Source organism: Mycetocola sp. (genome assembly GCF_025464835.1).
Lineage (GTDB): Bacteria > Actinomycetota > Actinomycetes > Actinomycetales > Microbacteriaceae > Mycetocola_A.
On sequence record NZ_JAODMP010000030.1, the window covers coordinates 1 to 13,655 of the forward strand.

Consider the following 13,655-nt stretch of genomic DNA (forward strand, 5'->3'; position numbering starts at 1 on the left):
CCCTTGCGCACGGCCATGTACCCGGCGTGCGGTCCGCCGAAGCCCATCGGAACTCCGAGTCGCTGGCTGGTGCCAACCGCGATGTCAGCACCCAGCTCACCCGGGGAGGTGAGCAACGCGAGAGCGAGCAGGTCGGCGGCGACGACGACGAGGCCGCCCTGGTCTTTGACCGATGCGAGAACGGATGCCGGGTTCCAGACCCTCCCGGAAGCCCCCGGGTACTGCACGAAGGTTCCGAATGCGGCTTCGGGGAGCGCCCCGCCGCCGGCCAGGTCGACCTCGGCCAGTTCGATGCCGACGGCGTCCGCCCGGCTGGCGAGCAGGGCCTTGGTCTGCGGGAAGGCGTCGGCGTCGACGACGAACACGTTGGTGCTGAGCTTGGAGGCCCGGCGGGCGAGGAGCATGCCCTCGACAACGGCGGTGCCCTCGTCGAGCATCGACGCGTTGGCGGTGTCGAGGCCGGTCAGGTCGGTGACCATCGTCTGGAAGTTGATCAGCGCTTCGAGCCTGCCCTGCGAGATCTCCGGCTGGTACGGCGTGTACGCCGTGTACCAGGACGGGTTCTCCAGCACGTTCCGCTTGATGACGGCCGGCGTGATCGTGCCGTAGTAGCCAAGGCCGATCATCGAGGTGCGCACCGTATTCTGGTCGGCCAGCTGCCGCAGCTCCTCGATGGCCTCCCGTTCGGTGGCCGCGGCGGGGATCGAGGAATTGACGATGTCGGCTACGTGGATCGACTCGGGCACCGCGGCTTCGACCAGCGCGTCGACACTGTCATAGCCGACGGATGCCAGCATGCTCGCCTGCGCGGCGGCATCCGTCCCGATGTGGCGCTCGGAGAAGAGTTCCGGCATTACTCGCCGACCAGCGCTGAGTACTCGTCCCAGCTGAGCAGGCCATCCGGCGCAGCATCGAACTGCACCTTGATGAGCCAGCCTTCGCCGAACGGGTCACTGTTGACGAGTGACGGCTCGTCGACGACTGCCGGGTTGTTCTCGGTGACGGTGCCGTCTACAGGGGCGAACAGTTCGCCGACCGACTTGGTCGACTCGATTTCACCGATGACGGATCCAGCCGTGACCGCTTCATTCACGTCAGGCAGTTCGACGAACACGACGTCGCCGAGCTTCTCGGCGGCGTATGCGGTGATACCGACGGTCGCGACGTTCCCGTCGATGTCGAGCCACTCGTGCTCAGGCGTGTACTTCAGCGTGGTCTTGTCGGCCATGAGATTACTTCTTTCTTCTGTAGAACGGGAGTGGGGTGACGGTCGCCGGGATCGGTGTGCCCCTGACGTCCACGACGAGCGCTGTGCCCGGCTCAGCATGACTCGGTTCGACGTACGCCATCATGATCGGATGCCCCAGCGTCGGCGACAACGCACCGCTCGTCACCGCTCCGATGACGGTCTCGCCGGAGACGACCGGGTAACCGGCACGGCCGGCACGGCGGCCTTCCGAAACAAGGCCGACGAGAACGCGCGCGTTCTCGGCAGGCCCGGCCTCCACGGCTGAGCGGCCGATGAAGTCCGTGTCCTTGGACAACGAGACGACGCGTCCGAGCCCCGCCTGCGCCGGCTGGGTCCCGGTGTCGAGTTCGTGACCGTATAGCGGCATGCCCGCTTCGAGCCGGAGGGTGTCGCGGCTCGCGAGCCCGGCCGGCACGAGTCCGTGTTGAGCGCCGGCCGACTCGAGAGCATGCCAGAGCGGAACGGCGGCGGTCGTGCGGAGGTACAGCTCGAAGCCGTCCTCACCGGTGTACCCGGTGCGGGCGACCAGGAGCGGCACCCCCTCGAAGAAAGCGTCGGTGGCGCGGTAGTACGTCAATTCGTCGAGTGGCAGTCCGAGTTCGGTGATGCCGGCGGTCTGCTCCAGGATGGCGCGTGAGTTCGGTCCCTGCACGGCAATCAGTGCGTAGTCGTCGCTCTGGTCGTCGACGGTGACCTCGAAGCCAGCGGCTCGCTCGCTGAGTGCCGCAGCGGCCGCATCCCGGTTGCCGGCATTCGCCACGACGAGGAAGGTCGTGTCGCCGAGGCGGTAGACGACCACGTCGTCGAGGATGCCGCCCGATTCGGTGAGCAGGAGGCTGTACTTCGCCTGCATCAGGTCGATCGTGGAAAGCATCCCGGCCATGGCCGTGTCGAGGAAGACCCCGGCGTCGCGCCCGTAGACGAGGATCTCGGCCATGTGGGAGAGGTCGAAGATGCCGGCGGCGGTGCGCACGGCGGCGTGCTCGGCGAGGTCGCTGGTGTAGCGCACGGGCATCTGCCAGCCGGCGAAATCGGTGAAGCTCGCACCGAGCCCGGAATGAACCGCATGAAGCGGGCTGGTGCGTTCTGGTTCGGGGTCTGACACGAGTTCTCCAGGAATCGCCGGGGCGATGGTCGCAAAAAGCGGCTGCGGCACACGAGGTGCCTGGGAACTCCCCCTCTGTCATGGGCCTGAGAGTTTCGCTCACCCGAGCCGGGTCACGGCGAGGGCGGCTTTCACCGTCGGCGGAATGCGGTTTCTTGAGTTCGGATCGCGCATTTCGATCTGTGCTCGCAGGGGGCGCAGATCTCGATACGGCGCATTGCGCCTACTCGACCCGAACGCGCGAAGCGCGTTCGCTTTCCAGAGTGGCCAGTTCGATGCGGTACGTAGACCTGAGAGATTGGCGGGGAGGCTTGCTCCTTCGGTGCCGGGCAAGCCCGGCTCTCCCGCATCGCGTGTGCGGCCCGATATTCGATTTGCTCACAGCCTACCGTGATCGTCGCCGTGCCGCTCACTTTCACCCCGTGACCCACCCCAGCCGGCCACATCCCCAAATTCAGCAGATCCTGCTCGACACGCCGTTGGCGTGGTCCGCTGAACGGCGTGTCGCGCCGATTCTGCTGACTGTGCGCGCCTGTCCTGAATTCGAGGTCGCACCGACGGCGGACTCGAGCGTCGCGTCGACACGATTCGGATCGCGGATCGTGTTCAGGTCATCTTGACACTAAGATGATCGCAGAGTTAGAGTCAACGTGACTTTAACCACGGGCTCGGGAGGGGCACCATGACCGCACACGCCGCCGTCGTGAAGCTGGCCGTCTCGACCGTGATCTTCGCGCTTCGCCCGCACTCCGAGACCAGCCGGATGACGGTCTGGATGCCGCTCGTACGTCGCATCCGGGAACCGTTCGTCGGCACGTGGGCGCTCCCGGGCGGTCCGCTCGAGCCCGACGAAGACCTCGCGGAATCGGCCGCGCGTACCCTCGCCGAGACCACACTGCTGACGCCGCAGTACCTCGAACAGCTCTACGCCTTCGGGAACGTCGACCGCTCCCCCGGCGAGCGCGTCGTCTCGATCGTGTACTGGGCCCTCGTGCGCTCCGAAGAAGCGGCCGTAGCCGTTGAAACCGAGAACGTGCGCTGGTTCGAAGCGGACTCGGTGCCAGAGCTCGCCTTCGACCACAACCTCATCGTCGAGTACGCGTTGTGGCGCCTCCGCAACAAGCTGGAATACAGCTCCATCGCCCATGCATTCCTCGGCGACACCTTCACTCTCTCCGAACTGCGCGAGGTCCACGAGGCCGTGCTGCAGAAACCCCTCGACCCGGCGAACTTCCGCCGCCAGATCGAGGGATCCGGCCAGGTCGTTCCGACCGAACACCTGCGAACCGGCGGGCGGCATCGCCCCGCCCGCCTCTACCGTTACAACCGCGCAGCGACCGACGAGAACAATGGGCCCATCGAGACCCGCCCGCTGCCTGGCCGCACCCAAGGAGCATCATGACCCTCACCGCCTCCGTCGATTCCACCCTCACCCGGATCTCTGCCGGCACCGAACCGGGCGCCGCGTGCAGCCCCGACCTCGTCGAGAAGCCGTGGGTCTTCGACCTGCGACCGCCGAGCTACGGCCCCGGCTCGTCGATGGGCGACGTCATCCCGACCGGATCCCCTCGACAGGGTGCCCTCCCCGCTTTCTACCGTGAAGCGGATGCGGCCGAACTGGACCGTCGCATCCGCGCCGCGAAAGAGGCCCTCGGCAACCGGCTCGTCATTCTCGGGCACTTCTACCAGCGAGATGAGGTCCTCGCTTACGCCGACTACGTCGGCGACTCGTTCCAGCTGGCCACGGCAGCGCGAGAGCGCAGCGACGCAGAAGCGATCGTGTTCTGCGGCGTGCACTTCATGGCCGAGACCGCGGACCTGCTCTCCACCGAGGAGCAGTCCGTGATCCTGCCGAACCTCGCCGCGGGGTGTTCGATGGCCGACATGGCGAACATCGACCAGGTCGAGGAGTGCTGGGAGCAGCTTGCTGAGCTGTACGGCACCGAGCCGGATGCCGACGGGCGGGTTCCGGTCATCCCGGTCACCTACATGAACTCGTCCGCTGCGCTGAAGGGATTCTGCGGCCGCAACGGCGGCATCGTCTGCACGTCATCGAACGCGCAGACGGTGCTCGAGTGGGCGTTCGAGCGCGGCCAGCGGGTGCTGTTCTTCCCCGACCAGCACCTCGGCAGGAACACGGCCAAGGCGATGGGCGTGCCGCTCGAGCTCATGCCGATGTGGAATCCGAACAAGCCGTTCGGCGGCAACGACGCCTCGGCGCTCGAGGACTCGAGGGTGATCCTGTGGCACGGGTTCTGCTCGGTGCACAAACGATTCACCGTCGACCAGATCGCGAAGGCCCGCACTGAGTTCCCCGATGTCCGCGTTCTCGTCCACCCCGAATGCCCGATGCCGGTCGTCGACGCCGCCGACGCGTCCGGCTCCACCGACTACATCCGTAAGGCGATCGAGGCGGCGCCGGCCGGCTCCACCTTCGCGATCGGCACCGAGATCAACCTCGTCCAGCGGCTGGCTGCGGAGCATCCCGAGCACACCATCTTCTGCCTGGACCCTGTCATCTGCCCCTGCTCGACGATGTACCGCATCCACCCCGGCTACCTGGCCTGGGTGCTCGACGCGCTGCTCGAGGGGCAGGTGCTCAACCAGATCACCGTCTCGGACGACGTCGCCCTGCCGGCGAGAATCGCGCTCGAGCGGATGCTCGCGGCACGTCCGCCGATTGCGGACGGAGCGTGAGATGCCACGGGTGATCGTCGTCGGCAGCGGAATAGCCGGCCTGACAACCGCACTGGACGCCGCGTCAGGCCACGATGTGGTCCTCGTCACGAAGTCGGCGCTCGGGCAGAGCAACACCCGGTACGCCCAGGGCGGAATCGCCGGCGTGATGTCCGCCGAGGACAGCGTGGACGCGCACATCGCCGACACCCTCGCCGCGGGTGCCGGGCTCTGTGACGAAGAGGCCGTCCGTGTGCTCTGCACCGAGGGGCCCGACCGGATCCGCGAGCTCATCACGTTCGGCGTGGAGTTCGACCGCACCGACGGAGAGTTCGCCCGAGGCCGGGAGGCTGCCCACTCCTATCCCCGGGTGCTCCACGCCGGCGGCGACGCGACCGGTGCCCGGATCGAAGCAGCCCTCGTTGCGCGCATCCGCGAAAGCTCCGCCGAGATCCTCGAGGACACGTTTTTCGTCGACCTTCTTCTCGAGGACGGTCACGTGGCTGGTGCCCTGCTTCGGTTGGCCGACGGGGCCGAGAGGAGGATCTCTGCGGACGCCGTGGTCCTCGCCACCGGTGGCGCAGGACAGCTGTACCCGTACACGACCAATCCCGCTGTCGCGACAGGGGACGGAGCCGCAGCCGCCCTCCGCGCGGGTGCCCTGCTCGCCGACCTGGAGTTCTACCAGTTCCACCCGACGGCACTCACGACCGCTGACCGCTTCCTGGTGTCTGAAGCGGTCCGCGGCGAGGGGGCCGTCCTGCGGAACAGCATCGGGGAGCGATTCCTCGCCGAGATCCACCCGGATGCCGAACTCGCTCCCCGCGACGTGGTCGCACGTGGAATCGCCGCCGAGATGGCGGCGCAGGGCGGTATCCCGGTCGTCCTCGACGCGACGATGCTCGGCGAATCATTCCTGGCGGAGCGGTTCCCGGTCATCGATCGTGCCGTGCGGGCATCCGGCATCGACTGGTCGCAGGAGTATGTGCCGGTGAGCCCCGCCGCCCACTACTGGATGGGCGGCGTCGTCACCGACCTCGACGGCCGCACAACAGTGCCAGGCCTGTATGCGGTCGGTGAAGTCGCTCGCACTGGTGTGCACGGCGCCAACCGCCTTGCGTCGAACTCGCTGCTCGAAGGCGCGGTTTTCGGCGCCCGCGTCGCCCGCGCGCTCGGCACGGACGACCAAGCCGGCTGGCCGGCACGACCGGCCCGGCCGTTCGCCGATCCGATGCGGAACCCCGCAACGGATGCGCCGCCGTTCTCCCGCGGGGCACTCCAGCAGCTGATGTGGGACGCCGCCGGCCTGCTCCGCGACGGACAAGGCCTTCGCCGCGCGGCTCGCGTCCTCGATGCATGGTCGGCGCTGCCTCTGCCGACGGACAACATCCGTTCGCTCGAGGATCGCAACCTGCTCGCGCTCAGCCGGGAGCTCGTGCTCGCCGCGCTGTTCCGCACCGCATCCGTCGGGGCACACGCCCGCTCGGACTTTCCCAACTCACATTCCCCCCTTCCGGCGAGCGCCGGAGCTGAACCCCGAGAGGTCGTCCCCGCATGCTGACACTCCCCCAGATCGACCGTGTCGTCGGCGCAGCACTTGAGGAGGACGCCCCCTGGGGCGACCTGACGAGCGAAACTCTCATCCCTGCGGCAGCCACTGCCTCTGCGGATCTCTCCGCACGCGAGGACGGCGTGTTCAGCGGGAGTGAGGTGTTCGCTGCAGCGTTCCGGCTGACCGACCCGTCGATCCAAGTCGACCTCCACATCGGAGACGGCGAGCGCTTTTCTCGCGGCGACCTTCTGGCAACAGTGACCGGCCCGGCCCGCGGCATCCTCCAGGCGGAACGGATCGGGCTCAACTTCGTCCAGCGGATGTCGGGAATCGCGACGCTCACCGCACGGTACGTCGACGCCGTGGCGGGCACCCGCGCGCGGATCATCGACACGCGCAAGACGACGCCGGGGCTTCGGGCGCTCGAGCGTCATGCGGTGCGTTCGGGCGGTGGATTCAATCACCGGTTCTCCCTGTCGGATGCCGTCATGGCGAAGGACAACCACCTCGCCGTCCTCACGGCGGGGGGCCTGTCCCTCACCGAGGCGCTGATCGCGGTACGGGGACAGCTTTCGCACACCACGCACCTCGAGGTCGAGGTGGACCGGCTCGACCAGATCGACGCGGTACTCGCCGCGGGGGTCGACACGATCATGCTCGACAATTTCGGTCTCGACGACCTTCGTGCCGGCGTCGAGCAGGTCGGCGGGAGGGCGATCATTGAAGCGAGTGGCAACGTGACCCTGGATACTGTCGCCGCTATCGCCGCCACTGGCGTGGACGTCATCAGTTCCGGTGCCCTCACCCACAGTGTCCGGTCCCTCGACCTCGGCCTCGACGTGTCGATCACTGCAGCCCCGGTGCCGTGATGCTCTACCTCGACTCCGCCGCGACAACGCCCGTGCGGCGGGAGGTGCTCGAGGCGATGTGGCCGTATCTCACCCACGAGTTCGGCAACCCGTCGAGCCACCACACCGTCGGTGAGCGCGCAGCCGACGCCCTCACCGACGCTCGCAGACGCGTCGCGGCCGTTCTGGGCGTCCGGGCCAGCGATGTCGTGTTCACCTCGGGCGGCACTGAGGCCGACAACCTCGCCGTCAAGGGAATCGCCATCGGGTCCATTCGAGGCAGGCACCTCGTCACCGCGGCCACCGAACACGAAGCGGTTATCGAATCAGTCGACTACCTTCGCCGGCTGCATGGTTTCGAGGTCAGCTTCGTCGCACTGGAGTCCGACGGCATCGTGACCGCGGATGCGCTCGACGCCGCGATCCGACCGGACACGGCACTGGTCACCCTGATGTACGCCAACAACGAGATCGGCACCGTGCAGGATCTGGCGGCGCTCGGCGCAGTGACGAGCGCTCACGGGGTACCGTTCCATACCGACGCTGTGCAGGCGGCGGGCTGGCTCGACCTCCGGGTCTCGGACCTCGGGGTGGATGCGCTCTCGCTCGCGGGACACAAAGTCGGAGCACCTAAGGGCATCGGGCTCGCCTGGCTGCGCGGCCGGCTGCCGATCGAACCGCTCGTCCACGGTGGTGGACAGGAACGCGCGCGTCGCTCCGGCACCGAGAACGTCGCTTTCGCTGTCGGACTGGCCACCGCCCTCGAGAGCGCAGAGAAGGAACGGGAAGAAGCCGTCGCCCGGGTTCGCCCTCTTCGCGACGAGATCATCGCCCGGATTCTCGCGGACGTTCCCGGAGCCGTGCTGACCGGGTCGGCGACGTCCCGCCTGGTGAATTCAGCGACCTTCTGCTTTCCGGGCACGAGCGGCGAAGCGGTGCTGCTCGAACTCGAACGCCGTGGCGTCGTCTCCTCGAGCGGCTCGGCCTGCGCGGCGGGCAGCGACGAGCCGTCACACGTTCTTACCGCCTTGGGCATCCCCGCCGAAATCGCCCAGACGGCGGTCCGCTTCAGCTTCGGAGCCGATATGACCCGTGCGGACGCGGAGTCCGCGGTCACAGCGCTGGCGGCATCCGTGTCGGCGGTTTCGGCGCTCCGCTGAGCGACCCAGGGCGGCGGCTGCCGGAGACCTTCCCTTTGCCGTCGGCCGGGCGTACCGTGGCGATATGGAGATCAACTCATCCGACCGGAAGCCCTCGCGGCAGCGGGTGACGAGCGCTCTCACACTGGACGATTCGACGGCCACCGAGAATCTCGACACCACCCGCCGCGACCTGAAGCAACTGCGGAAGCCACCGGGACCGGTCGACGGCCTGCTCCCGCACCTCGCCCAGCTTCGCGGACAGGAAGCCCCACCACCGCCGTAAACGGCGCGGACGTGCTCCACACGTCAACGGCGAAGGTTCTTCCACGCATGAAGGTGTTCGACGGTCACTCCGTCGTACCCGGGCAGCGCGGAGAACACCGCCCGGACTTTCGCTGTCTCGGCTTCGAGCACAGCCCTGCTCTCCTGGTAGAACGTGTACCGCTTGCCGCCCGCGATCTCGGGGATATCCGTTTCCACCCCGATCGTGAACCGGGTGCCGGATGCCGCAGCGGCGGGCGCGCCAGGCGTCGCGAGTTCGAGAATCCCGCCTCTTCCACCGGCGGAGTCGGCATACGCCAGAATGGCCACGGCGTCGAGTTCCGCAACGAGAGCGTCGAAGACGGTACGTCGCCATAGGTCGACCGAGCCAGCCACCAGGGTCAGTCGGCGCCCAGGTGCAGCGGCCCGACGGCGGCGCGTACGGTCTCGATCAGCCGGAGATAGCCCACCACGAGCGCTTTCGGGTCGATCGCAGTCCACCGACCGGATCCACGGAGTTGCCCCACACCCACGTGCCGGTAATCGCCGAAGCGGAAGAGGCCGAGTGCACAAGGACCCCATGGTGGAGCACGGCTGCCGGAAAAGCAAGGCACTGTCGATTGCCCATCCCGTCCTCCTATCGTGGGGGCATGGACACCAATCCTTTCGACGGCGGTACGCCCGACGAGTTCGACGACCAGGAATCCGACCGGACCGATGTGCCGATGACCTCCGGGGGCGAACGTTCGACCACGGTCGACGAGGACGACGCCGGAATCCTGCCAACGCCCGAACCTACTGATGGCGGCGCCCCGGCTCCGTGACGGTTCTCACATCCACAACGGCGTAACCTGAACTTGTGGCCACGTTTCTCGTGGCCGGACGGAAGGCCGCTCATGGACACCATTGCGCTTCGACGCTTCGTGGTCGCCGCCGAAGAGCTGCATTTCGCTCACGCGGCGAAGTACCTCGACATTCCGCGCTCGACGCTCATCGCCTCGGTTCGCGAACTGGAGAATGAGCTCGGCACTCCCCTGTTCGACATGAACGCGTCGACCACGACGCTCACCGCGGCAGGTGCGGCCCTCCTCGCCGAAGAACAGCGCAAGGCAGACGCAACCGCGGCGTCCGTGCAGAACCGGCCCCAACCCGCGGGCGGCAAGGCGAAGGCCAACAAGGGCAAAGGACGCGCACCCGCGGTCAAAGGACAACCGCGGCCAGGCAAACGACGCCAGTCCCGCTGATCCTTCCGCACCCGATGTGTCGCCACCTTTATGCTGACGGCGAGACTCCTTCGGATGCTCGCCGACCCGACCGCCGGACCTCCATCGCCGCGACCGTCGCCCAGACGATGCTGGGCCTGTTCCTGCTGGTCGCCGGCACCGGGCATCTCACGGTCGCCCGGGACGCGTTCCAGGCGCAAGTGCCCACCTGGCTGCCGGCTGATCCGGACGTCGTCGTCGTGGCATCCGGGGTGGTGGAGGTGCTACTCGGCCTGTCGTTGCTTCTGCTGTGGCGCTGGCGAATTCCGCTCGGCTGGGTCGTTGCCGGGTTCTTCGTAGCCGTCTTCCCCGGCAATATCTCACAGTTCACAACCGGAACGGACTCATTCGGGCTGGACGATGACCTCAGTCGTGGCATCCGTCTGCTGTTCCAGCCGCTCCTGGTGCTCTGGGCGCTGTGGTCGACCGGTGCCTGGCGTGCGTGGCGGGCCGGCCGGGCCGCAGCGCGACGTCGTTGATCGGTCGTCCTCTCGGGGCCATGCCTGCCTCGACGCGCGACGGTGGATGAAGGGCAGTGCGGGCAACATTGCTGGTCGGGTAGCGTCGGAGTCATGATTCTCGATGTGCCGACGTCGCTCGGTCCCGGCCGGCTGACGGTCAGCGCAGCGCCCGAACCACGAGCTGTCCTGTGGCTCGGCCACGGAGCCGGTGGCGGGATCGGAGCGGTTGATCTGGCTGCACTCGCGGAACGCCTCCCCGACCTCGGGATCACGGTGGCCCGCTATGAGCAACCGTGGCGAGTGTCCGGGAAGAAGATCGCACCGAGGCCGGCGACTCTTGACGTCGCCTGGCGAGAGTCGGCGCCTGCCATCACCGAACTCGCTGCCGGGCTGCCGATGGTCGTCGGCGGCCGGAGCGCCGGAGCCCGTGTCGCCTGTCGCACCGCTGACGACCTCGGTGCCGCCGGCGTGGTGTGCCTTGCCTTCCCGCTGCATCCGCCAGGTCGACCGGCCGTGTCTCGGCTCGACGAGTTGTTGCGGCCGGCAGTGCCTGTGCTTGTCCTTCAGGGCGACCGAGACACCTTTGGTACGGCGAGCGACATCGAGCGCGAAGTGGGCAGCGGAGGCTCGATCCGGATCGTGCCCGTCGCCGGCGCGGACCACGGGATGCGGGTGCTGAAGTCGTCGCCACTCACCGCGAGGGACGTTGCTGCGCTGGTGACGGCATCCGTCACGAACTTCGTGGATGGCGTGATCGGCTGAGTTTGGCGGGCCGCTGATTTCAAGCGTGGGCCTGTGCGTGGCTATGGCAGCGACGGACCCGGACCTCTTGTCCGCGGTCGGTGTCACGTTTGGATCGACGCTCTCGACAGACCGGGCGGGAGAAGCGGCCGGTGCTATGTCTCCGACGCTGAAGACAGCGTCGGCGTCGTACTCGACTTCGGCTCAGCTCGATCTGGCACCCCGGAGTGGTTGGCGCCCACGTGGCCTGGCCCGCATGACTCGTCGAGTTCTGGCCGGCTCGAACGATGCGCCGGTCGCGCTGCTCCCCGGTGTCGGGTGCACGATCCAAGGGCCACTGCTGTACTGGTGCGCTGAACTGCTCACGAGTCGGGGATGGCATGTCCAGGGTGTCGAATGGTCCGATCGGCGCGGCGACTGCTCGTCGGGAAGTCGTTCGGATGCTTCGCTCTTCCCTGGGCTCGTCGGGCGGGCATTCCCGGGGTTGACTGACACCGGTCCAGCGACATCGTCCGGGATGCACTGTTGCGCCGGCTTCCCACATGGCAATCGGTGGCGACGCTGATGGACTGTGGCTCCCCGACCGTGTGGCTGGAACACCTGCTTCTGTGGTCACTGTTCCCGGTGCCGGACATTCCCTCACCGTGGCGGGAAACTGGCGGAAGTCACTCGCCCTGCAGTCTGACGCGCTGGAAACGATCGCGACTGATCTGGATGCCCAGGAACAGTGAGCGCTTCGGGCGGAGGCGGCTGGCCCGGCAATCGCGACAGTGAATGTCAGTGGTCGGTGGTGTACTGGCCTCATGAACCCAGCGGTCAGCGCTCCGACCCCGGCCCTCGAGGCACCGGAGGAAGACGCCGTCCTGGACGGTGTTCTGGCGCAACTTGCCGACGCGATCGAGGTTCTCGATCTGGAGCACCTGGACCGGTTCCCGGCGAACACGGTGCTGTCGGTGCTGTCCAAAACCGCGGCACTGAACCGTGGTGTCGAGGCGATCCTCACCGCCATCAGCGACCAGGTCGCGGTTCGCTCCGACCCTGTCCTCGGCGGTGAAGGACTCGCGGCCCGGTTGAACTACGCCCGGCCGTCACTGCTGATCGAGCAGGTCGCCGGGGTGTCCGCGGCAACCGCATCGACGTGGGTTCGAGTCGGCGCCCGCACCAGCCCCCGGCTGAGAGTCGGCCAGACTTTGCCGCCGCTGTTCCCGCACGTCGCCGACGCCCTCCGCGACGGGTCGATCGGGGTGGACACCGCCGAAGCGATCACCCGGGAACTGTCCGCCGCGGCACCCCGCGCCGAGGTCGAGCACCTCGATGCGGCCGAACGGATCCTGGTCGGCCAGGCCACCGGCGCCTCCGACAGCCACGGAGTGCCGCTGCCCCCTGACCTGGTCGCCCTGCAGGCCCGACAGTGGCGGGACCGGCTGGACGAGAACGGCATCGAACCCCGCGCCGAGAAAGCATTCCAGGACCGCGACTTCTGGATTGCCCGCACCGTCCGCAACGGTGTGCTGAAATTCGGCGGCCAGGTCACCCCCGACGTCGGCGGCAAACTCCATGCCCTGTTCGACGCTGTGCTCAGCCCGAGAACCGCATCCCGCTACGTCCCCGACGACAGCGCTCCCGAAACCGACAGCGGCGCTGCCGACGTGACCGGCGACACTGCCCTGGACATCCCCGACGAAACGGTGAGTTCCGGGCCCGGATCAGCGAGCACCACCGATCCAGCCTCGCAAGCGAGCTCATCGTCGATGCAGGGCCAGTTGCGGGAGACCCGCACCCCCGGCCAGCAACGCGCCGACGTGTTTGCCGCGATGATCGACTCCCTCGCCCGCTCCACCGACGCCCCCACCGTCTCCGGCGCCTCCCCCACCGTCATCGTCCGCGTCACCGCCGACGTCCTCACCGCCAGAAAAGGCACCGGCCAGATCGTCGGCATCGCCGGCCCGATCCCCGCCTCAACGATCCAGCAGATCCTCTGTGACAGCAGTCTCATTCCCGCCTACCTCAAACCCGACGGCGGCCTGCTGGCCCTTGGCAACGAGAAACGCGCCTTCGCCCGCGAACAACGCCTCGCGATGATCGCCCGCGACGGACCCACCTGCACCATCGACGACTGCCAAATCCCCGCCAGCGGCTGTGAAGCCCACCACATCATCGAATACCAGGACGGCGGACCCACCCATCTCGACAACGGCGCCCTGTTCTGCTGGTTCCACCACCACATGATCGACACCGGCATCTTCACCGTCACCATGGAAAACGGCAAACCCAAAGTAACCGTGCCCGACTGGATCCTCCGCAGACCCTACTTCCACTAGTGCGGCTCTGTCCGACAGAATTGCGCGGGACAGTCAC

15 protein-coding genes, 1 pseudogene and 1 riboswitch are annotated in these 13,655 nt (G+C 67.6%); of the genes and pseudogenes, 12 read left to right on the forward strand and 4 right to left on the reverse strand.

The window, feature by feature from the left end:
* The 3 genes and pseudogenes from JWP90_RS04190 to gcvT all read right to left on the reverse strand — a co-directional run.
* Positions 1-854 (reverse strand): annotated as a pseudogene (locus JWP90_RS04190) (glycine dehydrogenase (aminomethyl-transferring)); the annotation flags it as partial.
* Positions 854-1,228, reverse strand: coding sequence for a glycine cleavage system protein GcvH (gene gcvH / locus JWP90_RS04195; protein ID WP_297360095.1), 375 nt, complete (start codon positions 1,226-1,228; stop codon positions 854-856). The gene gcvH and the pseudogene JWP90_RS04190, both read right to left, overlap by 1 nt.
* Positions 1,229-1,232: 4 nt before the next feature.
* The gene (gene gcvT, locus JWP90_RS04200; RefSeq protein WP_297360097.1) at positions 1,233-2,354 is read right to left on the reverse strand and encodes a glycine cleavage system aminomethyltransferase GcvT; all 1,122 of its coding nucleotides are present in this window, start codon (positions 2,352-2,354) and stop codon (positions 1,233-1,235) included.
* 268 nt (positions 2,355-2,622) lie between these two features.
* Positions 2,623-2,711, reverse strand: a riboswitch (glycine riboswitch).
* A gap of 325 nt (positions 2,712-3,036) precedes the next feature.
* Between gcvT and JWP90_RS04205 the strand changes: the two genes are divergently transcribed.
* The 6 genes from JWP90_RS04205 to JWP90_RS04230 all read left to right on the forward strand — a co-directional run bounded on the left by JWP90_RS04205 (position 3,037) and on the right by JWP90_RS04230 (position 8,855).
* On the forward strand, positions 3,037-3,756 hold the full coding sequence (locus JWP90_RS04205; protein WP_297360100.1) for an NUDIX domain-containing protein: 720 nt from the start codon (positions 3,037-3,039) through the stop codon (positions 3,754-3,756).
* Complete coding sequence (nadA, locus tag JWP90_RS04210) at positions 3,753-5,051, forward strand: quinolinate synthase NadA (RefSeq protein WP_297360103.1); 1,299 nt, start codon at positions 3,753-3,755, stop codon at positions 5,049-5,051. The genes JWP90_RS04205 and nadA overlap by 4 nt, the downstream gene beginning before the upstream one ends.
* 1 nt (position 5,052) lies before the next feature.
* Positions 5,053-6,591 (forward strand): L-aspartate oxidase, encoded by a 1,539-nt coding sequence (gene nadB, locus JWP90_RS04215; protein ID WP_297360106.1) that lies wholly within the window; start codon positions 5,053-5,055, stop codon positions 6,589-6,591.
* A complete protein-coding gene (gene nadC / locus JWP90_RS04220) occupies positions 6,585-7,451 on the forward strand; it encodes a carboxylating nicotinate-nucleotide diphosphorylase (RefSeq protein ID WP_297360109.1) in 867 nt (288 codons plus the stop codon). Before nadB ends, nadC begins: the two co-directional genes overlap by 7 nt.
* Positions 7,451-8,590 carry a cysteine desulfurase family protein gene (locus JWP90_RS04225; RefSeq protein WP_297360189.1) on the forward strand — a complete coding sequence of 380 codons (1,140 nt, stop codon included), beginning with the start codon at positions 7,451-7,453 and terminating at the stop codon, positions 8,588-8,590. The genes nadC and JWP90_RS04225 overlap by 1 nt, the downstream gene beginning before the upstream one ends.
* Before the next feature lie 64 nt (positions 8,591-8,654).
* Entirely contained in the window at positions 8,655-8,855 is a 201-nt protein-coding gene (locus tag JWP90_RS04230) for a hypothetical protein (protein ID WP_297360112.1), read from the forward strand.
* Positions 8,856-8,878: 23 nt separating this feature from the next.
* On the opposite strand, the gene JWP90_RS04235 is transcribed toward JWP90_RS04230, so the two are convergent.
* Positions 8,879-9,229, reverse strand: a complete 351-nt coding sequence (locus JWP90_RS04235) for a hypothetical protein (RefSeq protein ID WP_297360115.1) — start codon at positions 9,227-9,229, stop codon at positions 8,879-8,881.
* A 254-nt stretch (positions 9,230-9,483) separates the two neighbouring features.
* Here JWP90_RS04235 and JWP90_RS04240 point away from each other — a divergent pair, with 254 nt between their 5' ends.
* From JWP90_RS04240 to JWP90_RS04265, 6 genes are all read left to right on the forward strand, one after another.
* Complete coding sequence (locus tag JWP90_RS04240) at positions 9,484-9,657, forward strand: hypothetical protein (RefSeq protein ID WP_297360118.1); 174 nt, start codon at positions 9,484-9,486, stop codon at positions 9,655-9,657.
* Positions 9,658-9,729: 72 nt separating this feature from the next.
* Positions 9,730-10,077 (forward strand): LysR family transcriptional regulator, encoded by a 348-nt coding sequence (locus tag JWP90_RS04245; protein WP_297360121.1) that lies wholly within the window; start codon positions 9,730-9,732, stop codon positions 10,075-10,077.
* A gap of 14 nt (positions 10,078-10,091) precedes the next feature.
* On the forward strand, positions 10,092-10,574 hold the full coding sequence (locus JWP90_RS04250) for a hypothetical protein (RefSeq protein WP_297360124.1): 483 nt from the start codon (positions 10,092-10,094) through the stop codon (positions 10,572-10,574).
* 93 nt (positions 10,575-10,667) lie between these two features.
* The gene (locus JWP90_RS04255; protein ID WP_297360127.1) at positions 10,668-11,318 is read left to right on the forward strand and encodes an alpha/beta family hydrolase; all 651 of its coding nucleotides are present in this window, start codon (positions 10,668-10,670) and stop codon (positions 11,316-11,318) included.
* A gap of 521 nt (positions 11,319-11,839) precedes the next feature.
* Positions 11,840-12,028 (forward strand): hypothetical protein, encoded by a 189-nt coding sequence (locus tag JWP90_RS04260; protein ID WP_297360130.1) that lies wholly within the window; start codon positions 11,840-11,842, stop codon positions 12,026-12,028.
* A gap of 72 nt (positions 12,029-12,100) precedes the next feature.
* Positions 12,101-13,618 carry an HNH endonuclease signature motif containing protein gene (locus tag JWP90_RS04265; protein ID WP_297360133.1) on the forward strand — a complete coding sequence of 506 codons (1,518 nt, stop codon included), beginning with the start codon at positions 12,101-12,103 and terminating at the stop codon, positions 13,616-13,618.
* Positions 13,619-13,655: the final 37 nt, after the last annotated feature.

Bases quoted from the DNA above. Each gene is read 5' to 3' on its own strand.
- JWP90_RS04225 (WP_297360189.1), top strand. From the start codon at position 7,451: ATGCTCTACCTCGACTCCGCCGCGACAACGCCCGTGCGGCGGGAGGTG.
- JWP90_RS04255 (WP_297360127.1), top strand. From the start codon at position 10,668: ATGATTCTCGATGTGCCGACGTCGCTCGGTCCCGGCCGGCTGACGGTC.
- JWP90_RS04265 (WP_297360133.1), top strand. From the start codon at position 12,101: ATGAACCCAGCGGTCAGCGCTCCGACCCCGGCCCTCGAGGCACCGGAG.
- JWP90_RS04260 (WP_297360130.1), top strand. From the start codon at position 11,840: ATGGCAATCGGTGGCGACGCTGATGGACTGTGGCTCCCCGACCGTGTG.
- JWP90_RS04240 (WP_297360118.1), top strand. From the start codon at position 9,484: ATGGACACCAATCCTTTCGACGGCGGTACGCCCGACGAGTTCGACGAC.
- nadA (WP_297360103.1), top strand. From the start codon at position 3,753: ATGACCCTCACCGCCTCCGTCGATTCCACCCTCACCCGGATCTCTGCC.
- gcvH (WP_297360095.1), bottom strand. From the start codon at position 1,228: ATGGCCGACAAGACCACGCTGAAGTACACGCCTGAGCACGAGTGGCTC.
- nadB (WP_297360106.1), top strand. From the start codon at position 5,053: ATGCCACGGGTGATCGTCGTCGGCAGCGGAATAGCCGGCCTGACAACC.
- nadC (WP_297360109.1), top strand. From the start codon at position 6,585: ATGCTGACACTCCCCCAGATCGACCGTGTCGTCGGCGCAGCACTTGAG.
- JWP90_RS04250 (WP_297360124.1), top strand. From the start codon at position 10,092: ATGTGTCGCCACCTTTATGCTGACGGCGAGACTCCTTCGGATGCTCGC.
- JWP90_RS04230 (WP_297360112.1), top strand. From the start codon at position 8,655: ATGGAGATCAACTCATCCGACCGGAAGCCCTCGCGGCAGCGGGTGACG.
- JWP90_RS04245 (WP_297360121.1), top strand. From the start codon at position 9,730: ATGGACACCATTGCGCTTCGACGCTTCGTGGTCGCCGCCGAAGAGCTG.
- JWP90_RS04205 (WP_297360100.1), top strand. From the start codon at position 3,037: ATGACCGCACACGCCGCCGTCGTGAAGCTGGCCGTCTCGACCGTGATC.